Genomic DNA, 22092 nt, shown 5'->3' with positions numbered 1-22092 from the left:
ATGCGCATGTCGACCTGGATCCGCCAGCACCTGGCCGCGTTGCGTGCGCTGCTCGTGCTGACCGTGATCACCGGAATCCTCTACCCCGTCGCGGTTTTCGCCGTCGCGCAACTGCCCGGGCTCAACGAGAACGCGAACGGCTCGCTGATCGAGCGGGACGGAAAACTGGTGGGCTCCAGCCTGATCGGGCAATCGTTCACCGATATCGACGGCAAGGCGATGGTGCAGTACTTCCAGATCCGTCCCTCAGCAGCGGGCGACGGCTACGACCCGATGTCCACTGGCGCAAGCAATCTCGGCCCGGAAGACATCGTCGACACCGCTGATCGCACCAGCCTGCTCACCGCGGTCTGCACGCGCAGTAGGGAGATCGGCGACCGCGAGGGGGTCGACGGTGCCCGCCAGTTCTGCACGAAAAATGGTGTGGGCGCGGTGCTCTCGGTGATCGGACCGCGTGATGCGAACGGGGACGTATCGGCACCCACGCGGGTGGTCAGCGTCAACGAACTGTGCCCGACGCAACCGTTCTTGAAGACCTTCCGTGGCGTCGCTGTCGAGTGCGCGCGCGAAGGCGAGGACTACTCGATCGGCCGGATCATCCCGATCCTCGGTGACGCCTCCCCCACGGTTCCCGCCGATGCCGTCACCGCCAGTGGCAGCGGCCTCGACCCGCACATCTCCCCCGAATACGCGGCCATCCAGGTCGACCGGGTGGCGAAGGCCCGCGGCATCACCGCCACGCAGGTCCGCGACCTCGTCGCCGCCCACACCGACGGCCGCACCCTCGGTTTCCTCGGCGAACCCCGAGTGAACGTCGTCGAACTCAACCTCGACCTCGACGCCCGCTACCCGTTCAAAGGCTGAACACAGTGAAGGGGCCGGACCCACAATGGATCCGGCCCCTTCACGCTCTGCGAACTACTCCTCGTCGGTGATCAATGCCCAACCTTCGGGCAGACCGGTCACGGTCACCGCGGACCCACACACCTCGAGATCCACCGTCACCCCTTCACCGAGCCGGAACTCCGACATCCGCACGCACCCCCACGCCGGGGGCACCTGCGGCCGCAAGGTCAACGTCTTGGCGGGCACATCGGGATCGAGTCCGAGGAACGACCGAACCAGCAGCAACGGTGCCGCGCTCGCCCACGCCTGCGGCGAACACGAGGTCGGATACGGCACGGGTGCGGCGAATCGCGACCGCGGGAACCCGCAGAACAACTCGGGCAGTCGACCGTCGAAAGCCGCTGCGGCATCGAGCAATCCACCCGACAACTTCGTCGCCAGTTCCACCGCGCCCGGCACATGCTGATACCGCATCAACCCGGCGACCGCGATGGCCGTGTCGTGCGGCCACACCGACCCGCTGTGGTAACTCATCGGGTTGTAGGCGCCCATATCCGAAGCCAATGTCCGCAGCCCGAACCCCGAATCCATCTCTGCGCGTGACAGATTCCGGATCAGGATCTCGGCGTGTTCGTTGCTGGCGATCCCCGACCACAGGCAGTGCGCGGCATTGCTGGTCAGCGCGTCGACCTGCCGTTTGCGCCCGTCCAAGGCCACCGCGTACCACCCGTAATGCGGTAGCCAGAACTGCTCGGCGAACTTGGTCCGCAGTTCGTCGGCCCGCTCCCGCATTCGCACGGCAAGTTCGGGATCGTCGAACTGGTCGGCCAGTTCCGCACGCGCCCGGAAGGCCGCGTACACGTACCCCTGCACCTCGGCCAGCGCGATCGGCGCCTCGGCGATATGTCCTGCGGCGTCGTTGATTCCGTCGAAACTGTCCTTCCACCCCTGATTGATCAGGCCGCGGTCGGTGGCGCGCACGTATTCGACGAAACCGTCGTCGTCGCGGTCACCGAAGTCGGTGATCCAGCTGATCGCCGCATCGGCCGCGGGTAGCAGGGTCGCGATCGAGGCCGGATCCGCGCCCCAGCGAAGACATTCCGCGAGTAACATCACGAAAAGCGGTGTGGCGTCGACGGTTCCGTAATAGATCTGACCGCCCAGCACCTGCCCGACCGAGGGCCCGCGCCGCATCTCGTGCATGATCCGACCCGGTTCCTCCTCGACGAGGGGGTCGATCGTCTGGCCCTGCAATTCGGCCAGCTGCTGCAAAGTGCCCAGTGCCAGATCGGTTTCCAGCGGCAGCGACATCCAGGCGGTGAGCAGTGAGTCGCGACCGAACAGCGTCATGAACCACGGCGCACCGGCGGCGACGAACGGCCGGTTGGTGCCGGAGTCGGTGTGGATCTGCAGAGCACCCAGATCGCTTTCGCTGCGACGCAAGATCTGGTTGAGCAGCCCCGAATCCGCGGAGATATCGGTGGCGGTGGCCCGCCAGGCCTGGATCTTGCGCACCGGCTCGCTGGCCCGGTACCGCTCGCCCACCGAACCCTGTGTCTGCGGTCGGGCCGCGGCGCCTGCCGGTTGGGCGGTGATCTCGGTCTGCCAGCGTCCGCCCGCGGGGACAACAACCCGCCAGATCATGGTGCCCGGCAACACCATCGGCTCCACGGTCGAGGTGAGCGCCAGGCCACGCGACAGATCCGCGCGGTCGTGCAGCAGCAGTTCGCCGTCGGCGGTGGTCATCTCCGCCCGACGCCCGTGCGTGCGGCCTTCCTTGACCGCGAACAGGTCGACGAAATCGGCGTCGACGTGCAGTTCCAGCACCACCGCCGTCGCCTCGCGGCTCATGTTCTCGAGGGTGACCACTTCGACCATGCCCTCGGCGACCAGTCGATCACGCACCACGAGCAGGGTGCTGTCGGCGCGACCCTGGCCCGGGGGCCTGCGCAGCACGAACCGTGCCGCGAAGGCCTCCGGACTCAGCACTGACAGCGGCTCGGGCCGTTTGCCGTCGATCATCAGCTCCCAGCGCGAAATCACCCTGGCGTCACGGAAGAACAGGCCCTGCGGCTTGCCCGGCTCGATATCGCCCAGCCGGTCGGAGAGGCAGAACGTGCCGCCTTCGACCAGTGTGATGTTGCCGCCACCGCCACCGAGCCCCGCGGGTTCCCCCGCGTTCAGCGGGCTCGGTGCCGAGACGCTGTCGGCGCTCATGCGCGCCCGGCGCCCGCCACCCCGACGGGCATCGGCATCGCGTACGCGGTGTCGTAGCCGATCGTGGTGCGCGCGAGCAGTTCCCGGTACACCTGTTCGTACCCGCGGCCCAGTGTGTCGGCGCCGAAGTTGTCGACCACGTGCTTGCGGCACACCGCCGGGTCGTAGGTCTGCACTTCGGCGATGGCGGCGGGCAGTTCGGACGGATCGTCACAGATCCGGCCGGTGACCCCGTCGACCACCACTTCGCTGACCGCACCGCCGCGCAACGCGACCACCGGCGTTCCGCAGATCATCGCCTCGATCATCACCATGCCGAACGGCTCCTCCCATCGAATGGGGAACAGCAGACACTTCGCCCCGGACAGCAGTTTACGCTTGGCGGCGGCGTCGGCCAGGCCGAACATCTGATCCTGGTCGGTCATGCGCGGGCGCACGAATTCCTCGAAGTAGGCCTTCTCCGGCGGCTCACTGCACTTGCCCGCCAGGATCAACGGCATCCCCGCGGCGTGCGCGGCGTCCAGGGCCAGGTGCGGACCCTTGTCGTCGCTGAAACGACCCAGGAACAGCGCGTAGTCCTGCTTCACCGGCTGGAACGGCCACTGATCGGGACGCAACGCGTTGTGCACGCGTCCCGCCCACGGCAGGTCCGGCGCCAGGGCGCGCTGCCGGTCGCTGATCGCCACGAGCGAGCATTCCTCGCCCAGTTCCTTGTAGTACCGGTAGCAGTCGTCCTGCACCGGACCGTGCACCGTGACCACCGTCGGCAAGCCGAGGTTGGCGTAGGCCGGCGCGTTCAGCGGGCCCGCGAAGGTGTGGTCGTGGACCAGGTCGATGCCTTCGGTATCGGCCAACCGCTCGATGGCGCGGCGCACCCGCAGCGCGTGCACGATCTCGGGGAACGGATCACCCAGACGCTCGGGCTGGATGCGGTCCCACAGCGGCACGAAATTCGCCTGGGTCCCGTCGTCGCCCGCACCGAACAGGGTGACGTGATGCCCACGCTCACACAGGGAATCGACCAGATCGGCGACCACGGCCTCGACACCGCCGTAGGCCTTGGGGGGAACATCGAAATACGGTGGAACGACCATGGCGATCCGCAGCGGACCACCGGGGGGATTGATCGAATAGAGATCGGACGCGGACAAACCGTTCGGCGTCATTGCCGACGTGTCTGCACTCATGACCTTCCTTCCAGGGACACAACCTCGCAACACTTGCGCGAACAAGAGATGGCCGTCCTCGGCGGAGGTGGAGACGAGAGCTTCACCGCCGTCCATGGGGCATGGTTGGCCTGGCCAGACGCGATGCGCACCGTTTCGGGTGCCCGTCTGAACAGAGGGGCCGTCTGGAAGGTACCCCGCTACCGCGGAGTAAACCAGCGTGTTGCTGGAAATGTTGGATATCGATTCCCTACCACTGCACGTGATTACGCGGTCAGCGGCGGTCTACGGCGTACAGACTTCAAGATCACCATGGTCAACGCGGTGAATCTTGCGAAGGCCGACGATGGTGAGCCTGGCCTTACAGCGCGTTTGCCGGTCGCGAAACCGGGGAAACCAGCGAATCGCCGGCGATCTACGGTCACGGTGCGCAGTCCGCCCGAATCTCCCAATCCACGCAGGCGATGCCGCCGAACTCCGCGACCACGAGCCTGCCCTGCCCGTGCGTGAGGTAGTCGATGAACTTCGCCGCCAGCGAGTCCGCCGGAATCTGACCGCCGGGATAGTCGTGGAAGGCGAACTCGGCCGAGTAGAACGGGTACGTCTTGGCGCGCACGGTGTCCCGGTTCGCCTCGACGCCATTGATCTTCACCGACTTGATCGGGGCGTCGCGCACCGTCGAGGATTCGAGATAGCCGACGGCGCCGGGGTTTCTGGCGACGACGTCTGCCATCGCGGTGGACGTCCCCACTTCGCAATGAACCAGTTGTTGCCGTCCCGCACAGGGTTCAGGCCTGTACAGCGGCCGATCCCAGTCCAGCAAACGGTGTTCGAGCGCAAATCTGGATCCCGATCCGTATTCCCTGTCCACCACCATCACCGGCAGATCCCGGCCACCGATCTCCCGCCAGTTGCTGATCTGGCCGCGGAACAGTCGCTGAACCTGGTCGGTGGTCAGGTCAGTGACACCGAGATCGGGGTGCACTACCACCGAGAACGGCGCCACCGCGAACGCGTTGCCGGACAAGTCAGGGAAGGTATGACGTTTGGGCCCTTCACCGATCGCCACGATGTTCGGCGCCAACGCGGGCTCATTCAGATCCTCGAGACCGTCGGTCGTCCCCGTGAAGTCGAGCGCGAATGTCGCTCCGGGGCAGTTGCTCTCGAAGGAGCGGGCTGCTGTGCGGACCAGCGGCGCCATCGCCGTCGAGCCGACCAGTTTCACGTTGCCGCTGGCGCAGTAGTTCGGCAGCGGCGCGGTCCGCCACAGGCTGATCCCCAACTGAACCAGCACCAATGCCAACAGAAAGATGCTCAAGCCCACCAGAATCCGCGGCGGCCGCGAGTCGCTACGCGTGGACTCAGCCGTTCCACCGCGCAGGCCGGACAGCGTCGGCGGCGCGGTTTCCTCGGCGTTGCCCAACTTGTTCAGGACAGCGAGCACCTTGTAGTGGTCTTTGCGGTCCATCCGCACTTTCGGCAGGTCGATGACGCCGACCAAACCTGCGCCCTCACCCTCGACGCGACGCGCGATACCCGATGATGGCCCCAGGTTCTCATCCGGAATTCCCGTCAAGTCGGTTACCGCTACGGCGATTACCTTCCGTCCCGGAAACCGAAGGTGCAGGCCGACTTTAGGCCTTTGCTCGTCGTTGAGGGTGTAATCTTCCTTGGTGATAGGCGCCGAGCCAGCGTTCTCGATTCTGACCAGGACCAGCGACAGCCTGCGCAACTCCAACGTCGATCCGCCCTGGGGCGACGGGGTCTGCAGGTTGCGGAGAGCGCCGGTAACATCCGAGTCCGGCGACCCGTCACCTACCTCGGGGAACTGAACCTGGCCGGTTACTCGAGTGTCCATCTGCACTCGGTAGCCGATGAGTTTACGGCCGATGAATACATACTGGCGCAAGTACGCTGCGACGGCCACCACTACACCGAGTGCCGACAGTACAATCTCGATCGGAAAGTCACTCACAAAGTCCCCCGCTCACTCCCCAACACAGCGAGTTGTTTGTACCAGGCGCGAATTGCCCATCCACGGCGCGAAATCAAGTGTTGGGCAAGACTTCACCCAGTGGATTCCTGACACCAGGCGAGCAGCTCGTCGACCGGCCAGGTGTCGATCACCTTCTCGGCCGTGACTCCATGTGCCAACGCCCGTTCACATCCGTAACCCTGCCAAGCCAATTGGCCCGGCGCGTGCGCGTCGGTGTCGATGGAGAAGAAGCAGTCCATCTCGACGGCCAATTCGATCAGCCGGCCGGGTGGGTCGCGGCGTTCGGGGCGGCTGTTGATCTCGACGGCGGTGCCGTAGCGGCGGCAGGCTTCGAAGACCAGTTCGGCGTCGAAGGAGGACTCGGGGCGGGTGCCGCGGGATCCTTCGACCAGGCGGCCGGTGCAGTGGCCGAGGATGTCGACGTTGGGGTTGGCTACGGCGTAGACCATGCGTTTGGTCATGGTGACACTGTCGGCGCGCAGGTGTGAATGCACGCTGGCGACAACGACATCCAGGCGTTCGAGCAGGTCCGCCTGTTGATCGAGGGCGCCGTCGTCGAGGATGTCGACCTCGATGCCGGTGAGGATGCGAAACGGTGCCATCTGCTCGTTGAGTTCGGCGATCACGTCGAGTTGGCGCAGCAGCCGGTCGGCGGACAGGCCGTTGGCTACCTTGAGGCGCGGCGAATGATCTGTGAGAGCACAGTATTCGTGACCCAAAGCCGCCGCTACGCCCATCATCTCGGCGATCGGACTTCCACCATCGGACCAGTCCGAATGCGTGTGCAGGTCACCGCGCAGCAGTCCGCGCAACTCATCACCCGCCGGTGCGATCGGCTTCGCGTCCTTGCGCAGCTCGACCAGATAGTCGGGAACCTCACCGGCACAGGCTTGTTCGATGATGGCGGCCGTCTTGGGCCCGATCCCGGCCAGCTCACGCCAACTGTGTTCGCTTGCGCGAGTATCGAATTCGTCCGACGACAACCCGGCGACAACATCGGCGGCCCGCCGGTAAGCCTTCACCCGGTGCGTTTCCGCGCGACTGCGCTCGAGCCAGAACCCGACCTCACGAAGCGCCGCCACCGGACCAGGACTCGCCGCCGACGTCATCGCGGCTACCAGGTTTCCCTCAGTGCGCCGCCCTCCAGGGCGGTGGTGAAAGTGGACGAAGGAGGGCCGCCAAACCCCGAGCGCGGCCTAGGCGGACAGTCCTGCTGTTCGATGTACTGGCCGACGATCGACAGTGGCGCACCACCGACCGAGCCCGCGAAGTAGGAGGCGGACCACAAGCGGTTGGCGCGCCAGTAGTGGGGATCGAGATCGGGGAACTCCTGCCGCAGACGTCGCGACGTAACACCTTTGAGGCTGTTCACGAGTCGAGACAACGCCACCTTCGGTGGGAAGTCGACAAGTAGGTGTACGTGATTGGCCTCCCCGTTGAACTCGACGAGTCGCACTTCGAAGTCGTCGCATACCGCCCACATGATCTCTTCCATCCGTTCCAGGTGTCGGTCAGCGAAGACACGGTGCCGATATTTGGTGACGAAGACCAAGTGCGCGTGGAGCAGAAACGTGCAGTGTCTACCTGTACGGATGTCACTGTACTCACTCATAGGCCAATATGATACACTGCCGGTTGTGCAGCTCCGGTACTCGTTTCGCTTGGACCCGACACCGGGCCAGCGGATCGCACTGTCTCGGGCGTTCGGGTGTGCACGGGTCGTGTTCAACGACGCCATCGCCACGCGCCGGACCGCATATCTGGCCGGAGAGAAGGTCCCGACCGACGCAGCATTGTCGAAGGCGCTTACCGAGGCGAAGAAGATCCCTGAACGCGAGTGGCTGAACGAGGTGTCCGCGCCCGTGCTGCAACAAGCGTTGGCGGACGCGAACCGAGCTTCCCGCAATTTCTTCGACTCGTTGTCTGGCAAGCGAAAGGGCCGCAAGGTCGGTGCGCCCCGGTTCCGGTCGCGCCGGAACTCCAAGCAGTCGATCCGGTTCACCGCGAACGCCCATTTTCGGGTGCTGGACAATGGCTGCCTGCGACTGCCGAAGATCGGCGAAGTGCCGGTGCGTTGGTCCCGCGTGCTGCCGTCGACACCGTCGAGTGTCACGGTGATCCTGGATGCGGCCGGGCGGTATCACGCCTCGTTCGTCGTGAAAGTCGGCGAGCGTGAGTTGCCGACGACCGAATCTCAGGTGGGGATCGATTTGGGGTTGACGGACTTCGCGGTCCTGTCGGACGGGACGAAGATCCCAGCACCCCGACTCGGACGCAAGGCGGCGGCGAAACTGCGGACGGCACAGAAGGAGCTGGCGCGCCGTCAGAAGGGATCGGCCAACCGGGCGAAGTCGGTCCGCAAGGTCGCCAAGGCGCACGCCCGTGTCGGGGACACCCGGCGGGACTGGCTGCACAAACTGTCCACCACGATCATCCGCGAGAACCAAGCGGTGTACGTGGAAGACCTTGCTGTGTCCAGCCTGGCCCGCACCAGGTTGGCGCGGTCGGTGCTCGATGCGGGCTGGGCCAAGTTCGCGATGATGCTGGAGTACAAGGCGAAACTGCACGGTCGCACGTTCGGGAAGGTGAACCGCTGGTTCCCCTCTACCCGGATGTGTTCGGAGTGCGGGGTGATCGGCGAGAAGAAGCCACTCAGCGTGCGGTCATGGACGTGCATGTGCGGCGCGGCCCACGACCGGGACGTGAACGCGGCTCGGAACATCCTGGCGGCCGGACGGGCCGACAGCCCAACGCCTGTGGAGACGATGTCAGACTTCGGCTTGCCGGAGCAGTTGTCGATGAAGCAGGAACCCGCCGGGAACGCCGCGTGAGCGACGTTGACCGGGATCCCCGCCGTCTTACGGCGGGGAGGACGTCAATTGATCCGGCCGTACTTGAGGAATGCGACACCGTCGGCGTATACCCGGCTGGTGATCACCCGGAACCGTTCGGGCGCGGGCAGTTTCGCGCCAGCACCGAACAGCGGTTTGCCGGTGCCGAGCACCACCGGGTGCAGTTTCAGGAAAACCTGGTCGATCTCGGGCAGCAATGCCTGCGCCAGTTCACCGCCACCACAGAGCCAGATGCCAAGCCCCTCTTCGCGTTTGAGCGCGCGCACTGCAGTGATCGGATCATCGGCGATCAGTTCCACCCCGGGCGCGGGCGGTTCGGGCAGCGTCGTGGACACCACGTACTGCCGCAGGTGCTCATACGGGCTCGCGGTGCCCGTCCGCACCCCGAAGTCGTGGGTTTTGCGCCCCATGATCACGGTGTCGAAGTAGATGTTGCCCGCCGCGATCCCGCGCGCCTCGCGCACCTTGGTCGGCAGCGTTTCGGGGTACTGCGAGATGATCGCGGGCCCGTGATCACCGCCGACGGGGAAGAAATCCAGTGTCCCGTCCTCGGCGGCGATGAACCCGTCGATCGTCGATGCCACGAAATAGGTCAGCTTGCGCATAACGTCCTCCCTGCACGGACCCGGCCTGTCACGACCTGTCGGGAGAAACGTTACCGCGTGTCCGAGACCCTGTTGTCGGCATTCGGACACCGCCCTTCTCCAGGAGCCAGGGATCGTGAGAAGTCATGCCTGACACGTGCCGTCTCAGGTCTCAGATAGTCTCTGAGGCATGGCTGCAGCACTGTGCCCCGGTTCCTTCGACCCGGTCACCAACGGTCACCTCGACGTCTTCGTCCGCGCCGCCGCGCAGTTCGACGCGGTGATCATCACCGTGAACGTGAACCCCAAGAAACAGGGCATGTTCACCGTCGAAGAGCGCATGGAACTGCTGCGTGAAGCCGTGGCACACCTGCCGAACGTGCGGGTGGCGTCGTGGCAGGGCCTCACGGTCGATTTCGCCAAGCAGGAAGGCGTCAGCGCGATCGTCAAGGGACTGCGCGACGCCGGCGACTTCGGCTACGAACTGCAGATGGCCCAGATGAACCACAAACTGGCCGGCGTCGACACCTTCTTCATCGCCACCAACCCGTCGTTGAGTTTTCTGTCCAGTTCGCTGGTCAAGGAAGTAGCGGCCCTGGGCGGTGACGTGAGCGACATGCTCCCACCCGCAGTCCACAAACGCCTGCTGGACCGCCTCGCGGAACGAAAAGGTTAGTCGAGCTTCCTTATTGGTGACAGTCCAGCGATCACGGTGAAAGATTGTGCGTGGATCGCTGGTCGAGCCCGGAATCAGCCAGTCCATTCCTTCGACGCAGACGAGTGCGAGTCGCCGCTGCAGGCGTCCGCCCCGCTTGCGCTGGTGACTGATCGGCAGTCACAATGTCGCACGAGCGACAAACAACCAGGGGGACGTTAGTGCTGGACGATTTGATTGCCGCAGGCTGCAGGGACGGCGCCTACATCCGGAAACTGGCGGAGGTTGCAAACCAAGTTCTGCACTGCACCCCGGACACCACCACGGGCCTTGATCGCACGAAGATGATCACCATTCGGGCGAACCGCTCGGGCAGGGTGATCGACTTGAGAATCTCGTCGGACTGGCAATCCCGGCTCGAGTCCGAACAGCTCGGTCAAGCCATCGTCGAGGCGTCGCAAGCTTGTTTGCTGGTCAGTGTCAAGGGGATGACGGCTAGGGCCGTCGAGAGTGGGTTGATCGAGAAGCTGGAGTCCGTCGATCCCTCGACGCTGGCACCGATGCCCATCCCCAAGTTGCCATACGGCCCTCCGCAGTTCCCACCAGATGTGATGGTTGACCAGATGCTCACTGAGCAACCAGCGACGCCGGAAACGTTTTCCGCCGAGGCGGAGGTCGATGGCGAGTACCCGGTCGCAGTGACGCTGAACTCCCGGCGAATCGTCGGCTGCGTGCTCGACAACACATGGGCTCGCCGCGTCGGCGCCGACTCGATCAGCTGGGCGGTCATGGAGTCGTACAACATCGCATGGGACGAAATGCAGCGAAATCCAACCCGTACGCTCGCGGGTTTCAAGCTGGCCGACGATGCGCTGCGGCAGCTCACCAGTCTGATTCAGCGCTGATCGAAAGGGAAGGTGGAACGCTTTGGCTCCCACATCGAAGCAGCTCGAGGTTGCCCTGGGTGCCCTCCGGCAGGACGCAACGATCTGGAATACATCAGCAACAGAGATGAACGGTCTCAATACCTCGATCAGCGAACTGAACTTCGGCCGGATCGAGGCGGGACTGTTTCAGGGGCCGGTGAGCGCGCACGAGAAATTGGTCGAGAAGCTTGCGGCGCGGTGCCGAGAAGCTTCCGGCGAGTTCGATGAGGTCGGTTCGACGCTACTGGTGTGCGCCGACACATACGAGGCCGAAGACCTGGCCGGAAAGCACGCATTGGCAAATCTTTGGTAACGAACAACGGGGGATCTCGTGGAGTTTGACACTGGCCTGTTCAAATCGACCGTCGATCAGCTGGAGAAGCTGGCCAAGAACATCAAGGACGCTATCGATACCCTTATCCCAAACGCGAGGGACCGGGGGCTGTCTGCTCTCGACGGGGGGATTCTCGACTTCATCGGTTACCCGGCCCGGCAGATCGTCATCGACGTTGCGGAGCGGATGATCGAGGTCTGCAAGGCTATCTGGAACAAGCTGCTGGAGATCCTGAAGGGTGCGTTGGCACCGATCTTCATGTTCGAGCGCGGAATCGGCTGGGGTATGGCGAAGGGCAAAGCTGCCGGGATCAAGACCGACGTCGACCCGAACAATTTGCCCGCCATCCGCAGCTGGAAGGGCGACGCACAGGTGTCCTACATGAGGACGGCCACCTCCCAGGGCGCCGCAGCGGGCAAGGTCGCCGAACTCTCTGAGAAGGCCCGCGATGTGATGCTGGAAACCGCAGCCGCGGGACTGGCCTTCTACATCGCAATGGCGCAGATCACGACCTCGTTCGTGGTGCAGCTGGGCGCCGAAATCGCCGCGCTGGCAACTGGCGTCGGTGCTTCCGCAGGGTTGGTCGGATTCCTCGCAACCGCCGGGATCACGACGGCCCAGATCACAGCAGCCTGCGTGGCGATCGGCGTCATCACCGCACAGCAGGCGAAGTCGATCTCATCGCTGGAAGCTGCCGTCAACGACAACGATGGCTTCCCAGTGGGATCGGATGGCAAGCGGCATTGGCCCGACTCCCAGGCGCCTACCTTCGCCGATGCCAGCGTCAACGGCAACCAATTGAAGTGGAGGATCGCCGGTGGATAGACCGGGCGCCAACGTCAGCCGGTCCCATCAACGGGACCGACTGGTGCCCCTGACGTTCGCCGCTGTGTCGGCTTTCCTGTCGATCGGAGGCATCGCTGGCATCGTCAACATCCCCCCGCTCGACGCCACCATCTTCGGCTGCACCCTGATCGTCCAGGTGATCGGCATGATCGCCGGATGGCGAGGGTATCCGCGGGGGTGGGCGAGAACGGCTCTGCAAGTTGCGATTTCGAGCTGCTTCGGAGCCATATCCCTGGTGATGATCATGCGGTTCGTCGATGACGACGACAGCGGGGCGTTCCTGCTGTTCTACCCGATGATCCTGATCGGACTCTTCCTGCAGGCCTCCATCTTGCTTCGGCGAAAGTAGCCCGAAACGCGTAGAAACCTCCCGCCGACTTTCAGACTGTCCGCCACTGTCCTCTGCACGTCTACTTGTCCGGCAGTGTTGCTTCGACCGCTTCGGCGGCCTCTCGAATGTGGTCGCAGGCGCGCCAATCGGTTTCCGGCGAGTTGGATATGCGGATTTGGATCACACCGTCCGGGCCGTCCATGGCGATGTAGCACGCACTGGCGGACTTCGAGGTGTACGAAACGGCCGGACGACTACGAACGGTGGTGTCCTGGGAACCCTCAAATCTCTTCGCCCGAACTTCATCGAGAGTGATGCCTGACGACCATACGGTCATGCTTCCCACTCGCCGCATCTGATCGCTGAATCGAGACTTCTCGAGTCGCTCGAATTCACAACCAATAAAGGCGTAGTCGTCGAAGACGTAGTCGTTCCGTTCGCGACTCAGTGGCGCGAAGCCGAGACCTTCCGGCACTGAATCCGGGACGGAGAAACACGGGTCGTGCTCGACGGTAATCCCGGCACGGGCTGGCTGATGTGGCGCGGGCTCCACTGTCACTCGCATCGAAACCGCAGCTGTCGAGGGAGTCCCGGACGGGCCAGATGGCTGCGAGTCGCCGGTTCCGCAGGCGGCGAGAACGACTGCTGCACAACAGGCTCCGCCAGCACCAATCAGCTTGCGTAGGCTCATGATTGGCCGCCCAACATGCCAGCCTGGTGTTGTAGTCGTCGCTTGTTCAGGTCGTCGGCTTCGGTGGTCATTTTGCCGGCGGTCAGAAATCCTGTCTGGATCTCGTAGATGCCGTCGATGAGCTGGTTCAGCACATGCTTGCCTTCGGTGGCCTTCCAGATGAACCCCGCGCGCAGCTCTTTGGCTGAGTCGAACCCGCCGAAACTTCCTGCTGCCTCAGCCTCATCCAACGAATCCCGTATCGCGACGATCTCGTCAATCATCAATCCATACCATTCAACGATCGCGCGCACCCCGTGCTCGTTGTACTCGAATGTGCCGCTCGCGGCGACTTCCCGAAACGCACCGATCTGTGCCTGCCCGTAATCGATCTTCGGTAGCTGCCCACTCATGACACACTCCTTCGCTGATTGTCGGATCGCAAACCAGCATGTCGGCGGAGTTCCTGGGCGATCCGGGCAGTCGATGCCGCGGTGACGATGGTTTCGTGGTTGCGCACCTCGACCAGGTAGCGCCCGGACGCGAACTGCCCGGATGGGATATCGATCCAGGACAGGTAGTGGGGCGGCCACGGTCGGTTGCTGGTCAAGTCCCGCTCGATGATGAGTTGGCCTTCGGCGCTGCGGGGTATCCGGGCGAGTTTGCGAATTCTTTCGTCCACCGGGAGGCGCCCGTCGCCGGTCCGGCCCCAGCTGGTGGGTGGCTCATCGCCACGAACTCGCGGCGTGTAGCCCAGCATCGACCCGGCGCCGCCAGGTTCGGCGGATGGCATGGTCGCCACTACGTGCGCGGCAGCAGCGAACGGGTCGGCCAAGACGAGGCGGATGGGTCCGCTGTGCTCACGGGGTCCTGGCTGTTGGTGCAGGATGACCGCCACCCGCTCGTCGATGGCGGCATGGGTCCTGATCTCGTAGCCGTTGGATGTAGTGCCGAAGCAGCGAATCCGACTGGTCGGGCGTGCGAGTGTTTCGAAGACGGGTCGCAATGCTGCGATGGCAGGGGTGGCGAAACGTTGACCGAATGCCCGCGTTTGCAGGGTGTATTCCGCGACGGTCGTCGCGGTCTCCTGGATTCGTAACGGGTCAGGGAATCCGAACTCGTCACCGTCTGCGACGGTGCGCCACAACCAGGCGAATTCATCCGCGGAGAGGTCCAAAGATGTGCGTGCAGTCACCGCGTACCAGGCTCGGGCTCAGCGACACCAGCGGCGGTGCCGGTATCGGTTTCGGTTGGGCCCCAGTCATATTGGCTCAGCAGTGCCGCGACCTCCGCGGACATCGCGGGCTCAACTGTGGCGGTGGACCCGGTTCCCTGCGAGGTCTCCGTAGTCGTTGACGGGGATGCCGGAGTGTCTTCGCGATCCCGCGCCGGGCGCTCGACGTTGCCAACCAGTGTCGGTGCAGGGTTATTCGGTGCCGGTTCAGGCGAGACCGAGACTGGTTGGTGCGAGACCGGCATCGATACTGCTGCCGTCGGCGCGGGCTCTGAAGTATACCCCTGAGCTGAATTCGCTTCGGCAGCAATAGTTTCGCCACCGAGGACTGAATCGTAGGCGGTGATTCCTTCGAGCCAGTCAGGCTTAACTCCGCGGAGATACCCCGGCGAGGTATGTTCTTCGTCGGGTTCGCCGCGTCGTTGGCCCGCTCCGGCGCCCCCCATCGGCCCCATCATCGGCGAACCAGCCGGGCGTGCGGCCGAGCCGCCGCCAGCAGCGGCGGTCGACGCCACATTGCCAGGTGCGGGTTGGCCAGGCACTGGAGCAGCCGGCGCACCGACACCCAGCGACCCACCAACTCCAGAGCCCATACCTGCAGATCCACTGCCGAGCGATGTTGCCCCTGGACTGCCCTGGGGTGCCGAACTCGGCGAAAGTGTCGCCGGTGCGGTGCCCGCTGGTGCGGTCTGCGCTGGCTCCTCCGAAGTGGCGCCATCAGATCCCGCGCTGGACTGACCTGAAACGGCACTGGACGAATCGCCTGCATCTGCCTGCTCGCCCGTGTCGGTGGGCGTGCCGTCCTCGCCACCCGGCGTCGCGGGTGACCCATTTTCGGGCGAGTTGTTCCACGAGCCATCAGTACCACCAGTGCCACCAGGAGCGCCGGCACTGCCCGGACCGCTCGAATTGCCTTGCGCGCCACCGTCTCCTGTCAATGCAGCAGGAACGAAGCTATACGCGGGAACGCCCGATCCCGCAGGCGGATATCCGGGCTTGTAGATCGAGTTCATCGCGGCCACATTCGCGGCTTTGACTTGTTTTTCGGCTTCCCGGTCCGTGGTGACGGTCGCTGGATTGGGTATGCCAGGGATGAGGGACTGTGCGGGGTTGTTCGGGTCGACGGTGAGCATCGGCGTCGGAAGCTGCTGCACGGCGGTGCGCACGGCTTCGGCCGTGTAATAGAGCTGTTCGGCGCGACCGGTGACTGCCGAGAACACCTGCGAGATTTGGTTGGCGACCTGCCCGAGCCGAGTCGCTGCCGCCGCCGCTGCGTCTCCCGCTTGTCCGGTGAGTGCGCCGTCGTTCAGCAATGCCAATACGCGAGTTTGCATTCCGATCGACACTGTCCCGAGGTCCGATGTCGCCGAATTCCACACTCCACGAATGGTTTCCAGGCCGGCGACTTCCATGCCACCCGGCCCATGCACCGAGTTGTAGAGCTGTTGAGCAGGCATACCTTCAAATCGTTCGTCGGTGACCGCGTAATCCGAATCCGTGCCCGCACCCTTGCCCACGAGGGCTTCGGTGGCAGCCTTTACTCGTTGCTGGGTCGCTCCGAGCTGCTCGACAATCTGCTGCCCCGCGTCGGTCGGCACTGGCCCGATATCGAGAATGATCGGCAGAACACCGCCGATCCCGCTGGAATCCCCGCCCATCAGTCTTCCCCCACTGCTTTAGTCAACCGCTGATTGTCGGCCAGCTTAGTGCATGTCTAGACGGCGCGGTCGACGGTGCGCAGGCCGGTTCGAGCAAATCGGACCGCACAGTTTGCGCTCACTAATGACGCCTCCGGCCATGGCGGCTAAGCCACGGGCAGGCGAAAGAGTCCTCGGAGGGCGAGGAAGCGCATCAAGCCAACAGCGGCGGTGATGCCGAGAACTAGGAGCGCTTGGACCCCGTCGCCCAAACCGGGCGCCCAGAAGTCCAATCCGGCCAGACACGCGGTGGTGATCGCGAGCCCGATCAGCGCGATCCCGCCACCCTCCCACTGTGCGGTGAACCAGGTGACTCGGTCGGTGGCGTGGAACGTGAGCTGGCGGTGGAACTCGTTGGCGATCACCGTGCTGACCACCGAGCCGGCCACATTGGCGACCAGTGGGCCGACGCCGTACATCGTGAAGAACAGCAGCACGTAGGCGATATTGCTCGATCCGCCGACCAGCGCGAATCGGAAAAGTTGGGGTAATGCGCGATCGCCGCGCAGGTACGTCAACGCGCCCGTGAACTGCGGGCGCAGCGCGGGTGTGACTTCACTCGGTGCCACCACGGGGAACGGGCCGGTCCAGGGAGTGAACATGCCCGCCACGTGCGACACCGGACTCCTAGGACTCTCCAGGAGGGTCATGTTTCGACTCCGATCCCATGAACAGACGTCGAGAGTTACAACAGCAAAGGGTGTGCGGTGCTTCCCGGCGGACGGCGTTGTCGTGCTTACCGATGGTAGCCGAAGTGGAGGGGTTCACTCCACTTGATATGTGTGCGATCTTGGACACTGTCGCGACACACCGCGCCGACATTGGGCAGTGGCGCTCGACACGGGGCACACTGGGCGTCGGCGGTAGTGGGTTTCGCCGTGAGTGAGCAGGAGGGTAGTGAGCATGTATCGCGTATTCGAAGCACTCGACGAACTGGTCGCCATCGTCGAAGAGGCGCGTGGCATCCCGCCGACCCGCAGCTGCATCGTGCCGCGCGGTGACGTGCTGGAGCTGCTCGACGACGTCCGCGACGCCCTGCCCGGCGAACTCGACGACGCGCAAGACGTCCTCGACCACCGCGACAAGATCGTCGGCGACGCCCGCACCGGCGCCGAAACCACGGTCACCACCGCCAACGAGCAGGCGCGCACCACCATCGACTCCTCGCGCGCGGAGGCCGACCGCATCCTCGCCGACGCCAAGGCCCACGCCGACCGCATGGTCGCCGAGGCCACCGCGCACGCCGACCGCCTGGTGTCCGCCGCGCAGGCCGAGGCCGACCGCGTGATCGCCGACGGCAACGCCGAATACGACGAACTCACCGGTCGCGCCCAGATCGACGCCGACCGGGCCATCGAAGCGGGCAAGGCCTCCTACGAACGCTCGGTCGCCGACGGCAAGGCCGAACAGGCGCGCCTGGTCGCGCAGACCGAAGTGGTGCGGGTCGCGCACGCCGAATCCGCCCGCCTGATCGACGAGGCGCAGGCCGAGTCCGACCGGGTGCGCACCGAATGCGACGACTACATCGACGAGCAGATGGCCGATTTCGGCAACAAGCTGGCATCGATGGAGGAGACGCTCAACACCACCCGGCGCTCGATCAGCCGCGGTCGCCAGCACATGCGCGGCGCACCGGGCGCGGAATACCCCGAATACGCTGCCGACCACCGCCGCTGACCAGCACGCGCGTTTTGAGTTCCGGCAGGGTCCTGCCGTACTGTGGAGTGGTTGCCCCTTGTCCCCTCGACGGTAAGTGAGTCAGTGATGTCCGCCGGTTCCGGTTCGCCCGCGCGTCCACGCAAGACCAATGGTCCTGTGTCGGAGGCCGGTTTTGTGCTGGATGTCCGCAATCTCGGCCGTCGCGCCGGGACCATGCGGGAGCTGCATCGCACGGTCACCGACCACGAGCGGCTGGGTCTCGACCTGATCGCCATCCCGGCTGACGCCGAGGTGGAACTCGATCTGCAACTGCAGGCGGTCTCGGAAGGTGTGCTGGTCACCGGCACGGCGTCCGGGCCGACGGTCGGGGAGTGCTCGCGCTGCCTCGAACCGTTCGACGACCAGGTGCGGATTCGTCTGACCGAGCTGTTCGCGTATCCGGACAGCAACACCGAGAAGACGACCGAGGACGCCGAGGTCTACCGCATGGTGGACGATCTCGTCGATCTCGAGCCGGTGATCTTCGACGCCATCGGGCTGGAGCTTCCGCTGCAGCCGCTGTGCTCCCCGGACTGTGCGGGCCTGTGCCCCGAGTGCGGTGTGCGGATGGCGATTGCGGATCCCGACCATGGGCATGAGATACTGGACCCTCGCTGGGCGAAGTTGGCGAAGTTCGCCACTGACGAGCCCGGCACCGGCGACCCCGCTGAGGGTTCCACCCCTTAAACCGATCCGCTCACGCGGCAGCACCTGCCTGCGTGATCAGCGAAAACCAAGAGGAGAAGTACCGTGGCTGTTCCCAAGCGCCGGATGTCCCGTTCCAACACCCGGTCGCGGCGCAGCCAGTGGAAGGCCGTTGCGCCGACCCTGGTCACCTGCCCGAACCGCGCGTGTGGTGAGAAGACCCTCCCGCACATCGCTTGCCCGTCTTGCGGTACCTACAAGGGCCGCCAGGTCATCTCTGCTGTCTGATCGCCAGATCATTAGCAACGTGACAGCAAGCAAAGAACCAGTGGGCGCGGCGGATCACGCCAGCCTGCTCACCGCCCTCGGTGTCGACGTACGACCGGAGCTTCTGCGCCTAGCGCTGACGCACCGGTCGTACGCGTACGAGAACGGCGGTCTGCCGACCAACGAGCGCCTGGAATTCCTCGGCGACTCGGTACTCGGCCTCAGCATCACCGAGCGCCTGTATACCGAGCACCCCGAGAAGTCCGAGGGTGAGCTCGCGAAGCTGCGCGCCAGTGTGGTGAACATGCACGCACTGGCCGAGGTCGCGCGTGAACTCGGCGACGGCGGCCTGGGCCAGTACCTGCTGCTCGGTAAGGGCGAAGAGCTCACCGGCGGCCGTGACAAGCCCAGCATTCTCGCCGACGGCATGGAGTCGCTGCTCGGTGCGGTGCACCTCGAGCACGGCATCGAAACCGCGCGCGAGGTAGTGCTTCGCCTGTTCGCCGATCTGCTGGACCGTGGTCCGCGCATGGGCGCGGGCCTGGACTGGAAGACCAGCCTGCAGGAGCTCACCGCCGAACGCGGTCTGGGCGTGCCCGCCTACGAGATCACCTCGACCGGTCCGGACCACAACAAGGAGTTCACCGCCACCGCGATGATCGCCGGTCGTCCGTACGGAACCGGTGTCGGCCGCTCCAAGAAGGAAGCCGAGCAGAAGGCAGCCGGTGCGGCCTACAAGGCGCTGACCGACGAAATTGCTACTCCCGAAGCTTGATCCGTGCCTGAACTGCCCGAAGTAGAGGTGGTTCGGCGCGGTTTGGCCGATCACGCTGTTGGTCGCGCCATCGACTCCGTCGAAGTCACCCACCCGCGAGCTGTGCGCAGGCACGCCGCGGGTGGTGCTGATTTGGCGGCACGACTGACCGGGTTGCGGATCGACTCCGCCCAGCGTCGCGGAAAATATCTCTGGCTCACCTTCGACGAACCCGATCTGGCGTTGGTCGTGCATCTGGGCATGAGCGGGCAGATGCTCGTGCAACCCGCTGCCGCACCCGTCGAAAAACACGCGCACATCCGGGCCGTGCTCGGTGACGGTGCCGAGTTGCGATTCGTGGATCAGCGCACCTTCGGCGGCTGGGCGCTGGGTGGACTCGTCGAGGTCGACGGGTCCGTGGTGCCCGATTCTGTCGCCCATATCGCACGCGATCCGCTGGACCCGCTGTTCGACCGCGAAGCCGTGGTCGCGGCTATTCGCGCCAAGAACACCGAGATCAAACGCGTCCTGCTGGATCAGACGGTGATCTCGGGCATCGGCAATATCTACGCCGATGAAGCGCTGTGGCGCGCCGGACTCCACGGCACCCGAATCGCCGCCGAACTCACCCGGCCGGTTGTGCGGAACCTGCTCGACGGGGTCACCGCGGTGATGACCGAGGCACTGGCCGTCGGTGGCACGTCCTTCGATGCCCTGTATGTGAATGTGAACGGCGAATCCGGTTATTTCTCCCGGTCGCTGGCCGCTTACGGGCGCGAGGACGAACCGTGCGATCGGTGCGGTACGGCATTGGTTCGGGAACAGTTCATGAATCGGTCGTCGTTTTCCTGTCCGAAGTGTCAGCGGAAGCCGCGCCGCCGCTGAACCGGGCAGGCGAAGAAGTGTCGGTGGCGTGTGTCACACTCGTCAATGATGAGCCGCCACACGACTTTCCGGTACTGCCTCGACCCCACAGTCGAGCAGTCCGACATGCTCTCAAGGCATGCTGGCGCGGCCCGTTTCGCGTTCAACCAAAGCCTCGACTTCGTGAAAACCGCTCTCGCTCAACGCAAAACCAGCCCAGCACATCCGGTCCCATGGACCCGGTTCGACCTGATCAAAACGTTCAACACCTGGAAGAAGACCGAAGCCGCAGGACGGGTCTTCACTGTCGACGCGGCCGGAATCGCCGAAGTCCAGGTGACCGGGTTGGCATGGCGTGGCCAGGTGTCTCAGCAAGTTTTCGAGGAAGCCGCCGTCGACTGTGGTCGCGCGCTGGCCGCGTTCTCTGACTCCAGAACCGGCAAACACGCGGGCAAACCGGTCGGGTTTCCCCGGTTCAAGGCGAAGGCTAAAACCGTCCCGGCGTTCCGGATCCGCAACAAACCAGCCAAGACGGGGCGAGCATCGACCCGAGTCGGTGACCAGGGCTGCGCTCGGTCAGTGACCTTGCCTGGGTTCGGCGCGATCCGGGTTCGCGAGGACACCCGCCGTTTGCGGCGGATGCTCACCAAGGGCAGGGCGAGGATCCTCTACGTCACCGTTGCCTATCGGGTGCGACGCTGGTGGATCAGTCTGACCGTCGAAGCTTCCGATCTCCACACATCCCACCATCACCGGCCCCGCAACCATGGTGATGACGGTGGCTGGGTCGGGATCGACCGCGGGTTGACCGCCTTCGCTGTCGCCGCGAACGCTGACGGTACTGAGGTTGCCCGCATCAATACCGCGCCTAAACCACTGGCCGCTGGGCTGGATCGGCAACGACGGCTCGCGAAGTCGGTGTCTCGGAAACAGAGAGGATCCCACAACCATCAGCAGGCGGTCGCCCAGTTGGCCCGCCACCATCACAGGGTCGCAAATATTCGCCGTCATTTCGCTCATCAGGTCGCTAACCAGCTGGTCAAGACCCACGACCGGCTGGTTGTCGAAGACTTGCACGTGGCAGGAATGCTCGGCAACCGACGTTTGGCACGTGCGATCAGCGATGTCGGATGGGCGGATTTCGCGCGGCTGTTGGTCTACAAGCAGGCCTGGCATGGTGGCGCGGTCACCGTCGCGGATCGTTGGTTTCCATCGAGTAAAAGGTGCTCGACCTGCGGCTCACTCAACCAAAGGCTGGCGTTGACGGATCGAGTGTTCGTCTGCGGGTGCGGGTTTCGCGCTGATCGCGACCATAACGCGGCGGTCAACCTCGCACTGTGGCCGACCATCGAACAAGACTTTTCACGATCCCCGGACCCCCAAGCAGGAGGCCGGGTTACCAATGTCCGCCGACGGGAAGGCGCTGACCGAACCCCTGTGGGTATCGGCGAAACCGTCCTGGTAGACGCGGGAACCGAGGTTCACGCCACGCTTGTGGCGTGAACCAACG

At 64.6% G+C, this 22092-nt stretch carries 24 protein-coding genes; 13 read left to right on the top strand and 11 right to left on the bottom strand.

Annotation, left to right across the window (positions count from 1 at the left end):
• Window positions 1–864 (top strand): potassium-transporting ATPase subunit C, encoded by an 864-nt coding sequence (locus ACFWVD_RS05150; protein ID WP_379240666.1) that lies wholly within the window; start codon window positions 1–3, stop codon window positions 862–864.
• Window positions 865–918: 54 nt separating this feature from the next.
• Here ACFWVD_RS05150 and ACFWVD_RS05145 read toward each other — a convergent pair whose 3' ends face one another.
• The 5 genes from ACFWVD_RS05145 to tnpA form a co-directional block, all read right to left on the bottom strand.
• Window positions 919–3063 (bottom strand): glycogen debranching N-terminal domain-containing protein, encoded by a 2145-nt coding sequence (locus ACFWVD_RS05145; protein ID WP_379240665.1) that lies wholly within the window; start codon window positions 3061–3063, stop codon window positions 919–921.
• On the bottom strand, window positions 3060–4229 hold the full coding sequence (locus ACFWVD_RS05140; RefSeq protein WP_379240977.1) for a glycosyltransferase family 4 protein: 1170 nt from the start codon (window positions 4227–4229) through the stop codon (window positions 3060–3062). Before ACFWVD_RS05140 ends, ACFWVD_RS05145 begins: the two co-directional genes overlap by 4 nt.
• A gap of 421 nt (window positions 4230–4650) precedes the next feature.
• Entirely contained in the window at window positions 4651–6087 is a 1437-nt protein-coding gene (locus ACFWVD_RS05135) for a substrate-binding domain-containing protein (RefSeq protein WP_379240664.1), read from the bottom strand.
• A gap of 209 nt (window positions 6088–6296) precedes the next feature.
• Window positions 6297–7334: a PHP domain-containing protein gene (locus tag ACFWVD_RS05130; RefSeq protein ID WP_379240663.1), complete on the bottom strand. Its 1038-nt coding sequence runs from the start codon at window positions 7332–7334 to the stop codon at window positions 6297–6299.
• Between the two features lie 5 nt (window positions 7335–7339).
• Window positions 7340–7837: an IS200/IS605 family transposase gene (gene tnpA, locus ACFWVD_RS05125; RefSeq protein ID WP_379240662.1), complete on the bottom strand. Its 498-nt coding sequence runs from the start codon at window positions 7835–7837 to the stop codon at window positions 7340–7342.
• 25 nt (window positions 7838–7862) lie between these two features.
• Between tnpA and ACFWVD_RS05120 the strand changes: the two genes are divergently transcribed.
• Window positions 7863–9056, top strand: a complete 1194-nt coding sequence (locus ACFWVD_RS05120; RefSeq protein ID WP_379240661.1) for an RNA-guided endonuclease InsQ/TnpB family protein — start codon at window positions 7863–7865, stop codon at window positions 9054–9056.
• A 44-nt stretch (window positions 9057–9100) separates the two neighbouring features.
• Here ACFWVD_RS05120 and ACFWVD_RS05115 read toward each other — a convergent pair whose 3' ends face one another.
• Window positions 9101–9682 (bottom strand): dihydrofolate reductase family protein, encoded by a 582-nt coding sequence (locus ACFWVD_RS05115; RefSeq protein ID WP_379240660.1) that lies wholly within the window; start codon window positions 9680–9682, stop codon window positions 9101–9103.
• A gap of 169 nt (window positions 9683–9851) precedes the next feature.
• On the opposite strand from ACFWVD_RS05115, the gene coaD reads away from it, so the two are divergent.
• From coaD to ACFWVD_RS05090, 5 genes are all read left to right on the top strand, one after another.
• Complete coding sequence (gene coaD, locus ACFWVD_RS05110; RefSeq protein WP_379240659.1) at window positions 9852–10337, top strand: pantetheine-phosphate adenylyltransferase; 486 nt, start codon at window positions 9852–9854, stop codon at window positions 10335–10337.
• A 200-nt stretch (window positions 10338–10537) separates the two neighbouring features.
• Entirely contained in the window at window positions 10538–11221 is a 684-nt protein-coding gene (locus tag ACFWVD_RS05105) for a hypothetical protein (RefSeq protein WP_379240658.1), read from the top strand.
• A gap of 22 nt (window positions 11222–11243) precedes the next feature.
• Complete coding sequence (locus tag ACFWVD_RS05100) at window positions 11244–11555, top strand: hypothetical protein (RefSeq protein WP_379240656.1); 312 nt, start codon at window positions 11244–11246, stop codon at window positions 11553–11555.
• A gap of 18 nt (window positions 11556–11573) precedes the next feature.
• On the top strand, window positions 11574–12401 hold the full coding sequence (locus tag ACFWVD_RS05095; RefSeq protein WP_379240655.1) for a hypothetical protein: 828 nt from the start codon (window positions 11574–11576) through the stop codon (window positions 12399–12401).
• 43 nt (window positions 12402–12444) lie between these two features.
• Window positions 12445–12771: a hypothetical protein gene (locus ACFWVD_RS05090; protein ID WP_379240654.1), complete on the top strand. Its 327-nt coding sequence runs from the start codon at window positions 12445–12447 to the stop codon at window positions 12769–12771.
• A gap of 61 nt (window positions 12772–12832) precedes the next feature.
• Here ACFWVD_RS05090 and ACFWVD_RS05085 read toward each other — a convergent pair whose 3' ends face one another.
• The 5 genes from ACFWVD_RS05085 to ACFWVD_RS05065 form a co-directional block, all read right to left on the bottom strand.
• Window positions 12833–13444, bottom strand: a complete 612-nt coding sequence (locus ACFWVD_RS05085; RefSeq protein WP_379240653.1) for a DUF3558 family protein — start codon at window positions 13442–13444, stop codon at window positions 12833–12835.
• The gene (locus ACFWVD_RS05080) at window positions 13441–13836 is read right to left on the bottom strand and encodes a hypothetical protein (RefSeq protein WP_379240652.1); all 396 of its coding nucleotides are present in this window, start codon (window positions 13834–13836) and stop codon (window positions 13441–13443) included. Before ACFWVD_RS05080 ends, ACFWVD_RS05085 begins: the two co-directional genes overlap by 4 nt.
• The gene (locus tag ACFWVD_RS05075) at window positions 13833–14618 is read right to left on the bottom strand and encodes an ESX secretion-associated protein EspG (RefSeq protein WP_379240651.1); all 786 of its coding nucleotides are present in this window, start codon (window positions 14616–14618) and stop codon (window positions 13833–13835) included. The genes ACFWVD_RS05080 and ACFWVD_RS05075 overlap by 4 nt, the downstream gene beginning before the upstream one ends.
• Window positions 14615–16315, bottom strand: coding sequence for a hypothetical protein (locus ACFWVD_RS05070; RefSeq protein ID WP_379240650.1), 1701 nt, complete (start codon window positions 16313–16315; stop codon window positions 14615–14617). The genes ACFWVD_RS05075 and ACFWVD_RS05070 overlap by 4 nt, the downstream gene beginning before the upstream one ends.
• A gap of 146 nt (window positions 16316–16461) precedes the next feature.
• Complete coding sequence (locus tag ACFWVD_RS05065; protein WP_379240649.1) at window positions 16462–17004, bottom strand: GtrA family protein; 543 nt, start codon at window positions 17002–17004, stop codon at window positions 16462–16464.
• A gap of 253 nt (window positions 17005–17257) precedes the next feature.
• On the opposite strand from ACFWVD_RS05065, the gene ACFWVD_RS05060 reads away from it, so the two are divergent.
• The 6 genes from ACFWVD_RS05060 (at window position 17258) to ACFWVD_RS05035 (ending at window position 22085) form a co-directional block, all read left to right on the top strand.
• Window positions 17258–18031: a DivIVA domain-containing protein gene (locus tag ACFWVD_RS05060; protein ID WP_379240976.1), complete on the top strand. Its 774-nt coding sequence runs from the start codon at window positions 17258–17260 to the stop codon at window positions 18029–18031.
• A gap of 87 nt (window positions 18032–18118) precedes the next feature.
• A complete protein-coding gene (locus ACFWVD_RS05055) occupies window positions 18119–18739 on the top strand; it encodes a YceD family protein (RefSeq protein ID WP_379240648.1) in 621 nt (206 codons plus the stop codon).
• A gap of 63 nt (window positions 18740–18802) precedes the next feature.
• A complete protein-coding gene (rpmF, locus tag ACFWVD_RS05050; protein WP_379240647.1) occupies window positions 18803–18985 on the top strand; it encodes a 50S ribosomal protein L32 in 183 nt (60 codons plus the stop codon).
• Between the two features lie 19 nt (window positions 18986–19004).
• On the top strand, window positions 19005–19739 hold the full coding sequence (rnc, locus tag ACFWVD_RS05045; RefSeq protein ID WP_379240646.1) for a ribonuclease III: 735 nt from the start codon (window positions 19005–19007) through the stop codon (window positions 19737–19739).
• Between the two features lie 3 nt (window positions 19740–19742).
• Window positions 19743–20603, top strand: coding sequence for a bifunctional DNA-formamidopyrimidine glycosylase/DNA-(apurinic or apyrimidinic site) lyase (gene mutM / locus ACFWVD_RS05040; protein ID WP_379240645.1), 861 nt, complete (start codon window positions 19743–19745; stop codon window positions 20601–20603).
• A 48-nt stretch (window positions 20604–20651) separates the two neighbouring features.
• The gene (locus tag ACFWVD_RS05035) at window positions 20652–22085 is read left to right on the top strand and encodes an RNA-guided endonuclease TnpB family protein (RefSeq protein ID WP_379240644.1); all 1434 of its coding nucleotides are present in this window, start codon (window positions 20652–20654) and stop codon (window positions 22083–22085) included.
• Window positions 22086–22092 lie beyond the last annotated feature (7 nt).

The sequence above is a fragment of the Nocardia sp. NPDC058666 genome (assembly GCF_042714895.1).
GTDB lineage: Bacteria > Actinomycetota > Actinomycetes > Mycobacteriales > Mycobacteriaceae > Nocardia.
This window is presented reverse-complemented; position numbering and strand designations above follow the sequence as displayed.

Bases quoted from the DNA above. Each gene is read 5' to 3' on its own strand.
- coaD (WP_379240659.1), top strand. From the start codon at position 9,852: ATGGCTGCAGCACTGTGCCCCGGTTCCTTCGACCCGGTCACCAACGGT.
- ACFWVD_RS05135 (WP_379240664.1), bottom strand. From the start codon at position 6,087: ATGGACACTCGAGTAACCGGCCAGGTTCAGTTCCCCGAGGTAGGTGAC.
- ACFWVD_RS05065 (WP_379240649.1), bottom strand. From the start codon at position 17,004: ATGACCCTCCTGGAGAGTCCTAGGAGTCCGGTGTCGCACGTGGCGGGC.
- ACFWVD_RS05085 (WP_379240653.1), bottom strand. From the start codon at position 13,444: ATGAGCCTACGCAAGCTGATTGGTGCTGGCGGAGCCTGTTGTGCAGCA.
- ACFWVD_RS05060 (WP_379240976.1), top strand. From the start codon at position 17,258: ATGTATCGCGTATTCGAAGCACTCGACGAACTGGTCGCCATCGTCGAA.
- ACFWVD_RS05140 (WP_379240977.1), bottom strand. From the start codon at position 4,229: ATGACGCCGAACGGTTTGTCCGCGTCCGATCTCTATTCGATCAATCCC.
- ACFWVD_RS05070 (WP_379240650.1), bottom strand. From the start codon at position 16,315: ATGGGCGGGGATTCCAGCGGGATCGGCGGTGTTCTGCCGATCATTCTC.
- ACFWVD_RS05080 (WP_379240652.1), bottom strand. From the start codon at position 13,836: ATGAGTGGGCAGCTACCGAAGATCGATTACGGGCAGGCACAGATCGGT.
- ACFWVD_RS05055 (WP_379240648.1), top strand. From the start codon at position 18,119: ATGTCCGCCGGTTCCGGTTCGCCCGCGCGTCCACGCAAGACCAATGGT.
- ACFWVD_RS05150 (WP_379240666.1), top strand. From the start codon at position 1: ATGCGCATGTCGACCTGGATCCGCCAGCACCTGGCCGCGTTGCGTGCG.
- ACFWVD_RS05035 (WP_379240644.1), top strand. From the start codon at position 20,652: ATGAGCCGCCACACGACTTTCCGGTACTGCCTCGACCCCACAGTCGAG.
- ACFWVD_RS05130 (WP_379240663.1), bottom strand. From the start codon at position 7,334: ATGACGTCGGCGGCGAGTCCTGGTCCGGTGGCGGCGCTTCGTGAGGTC.
- ACFWVD_RS05145 (WP_379240665.1), bottom strand. From the start codon at position 3,063: ATGAGCGCCGACAGCGTCTCGGCACCGAGCCCGCTGAACGCGGGGGAA.
- tnpA (WP_379240662.1), bottom strand. From the start codon at position 7,837: ATGAGTGAGTACAGTGACATCCGTACAGGTAGACACTGCACGTTTCTG.
- ACFWVD_RS05115 (WP_379240660.1), bottom strand. From the start codon at position 9,682: ATGCGCAAGCTGACCTATTTCGTGGCATCGACGATCGACGGGTTCATC.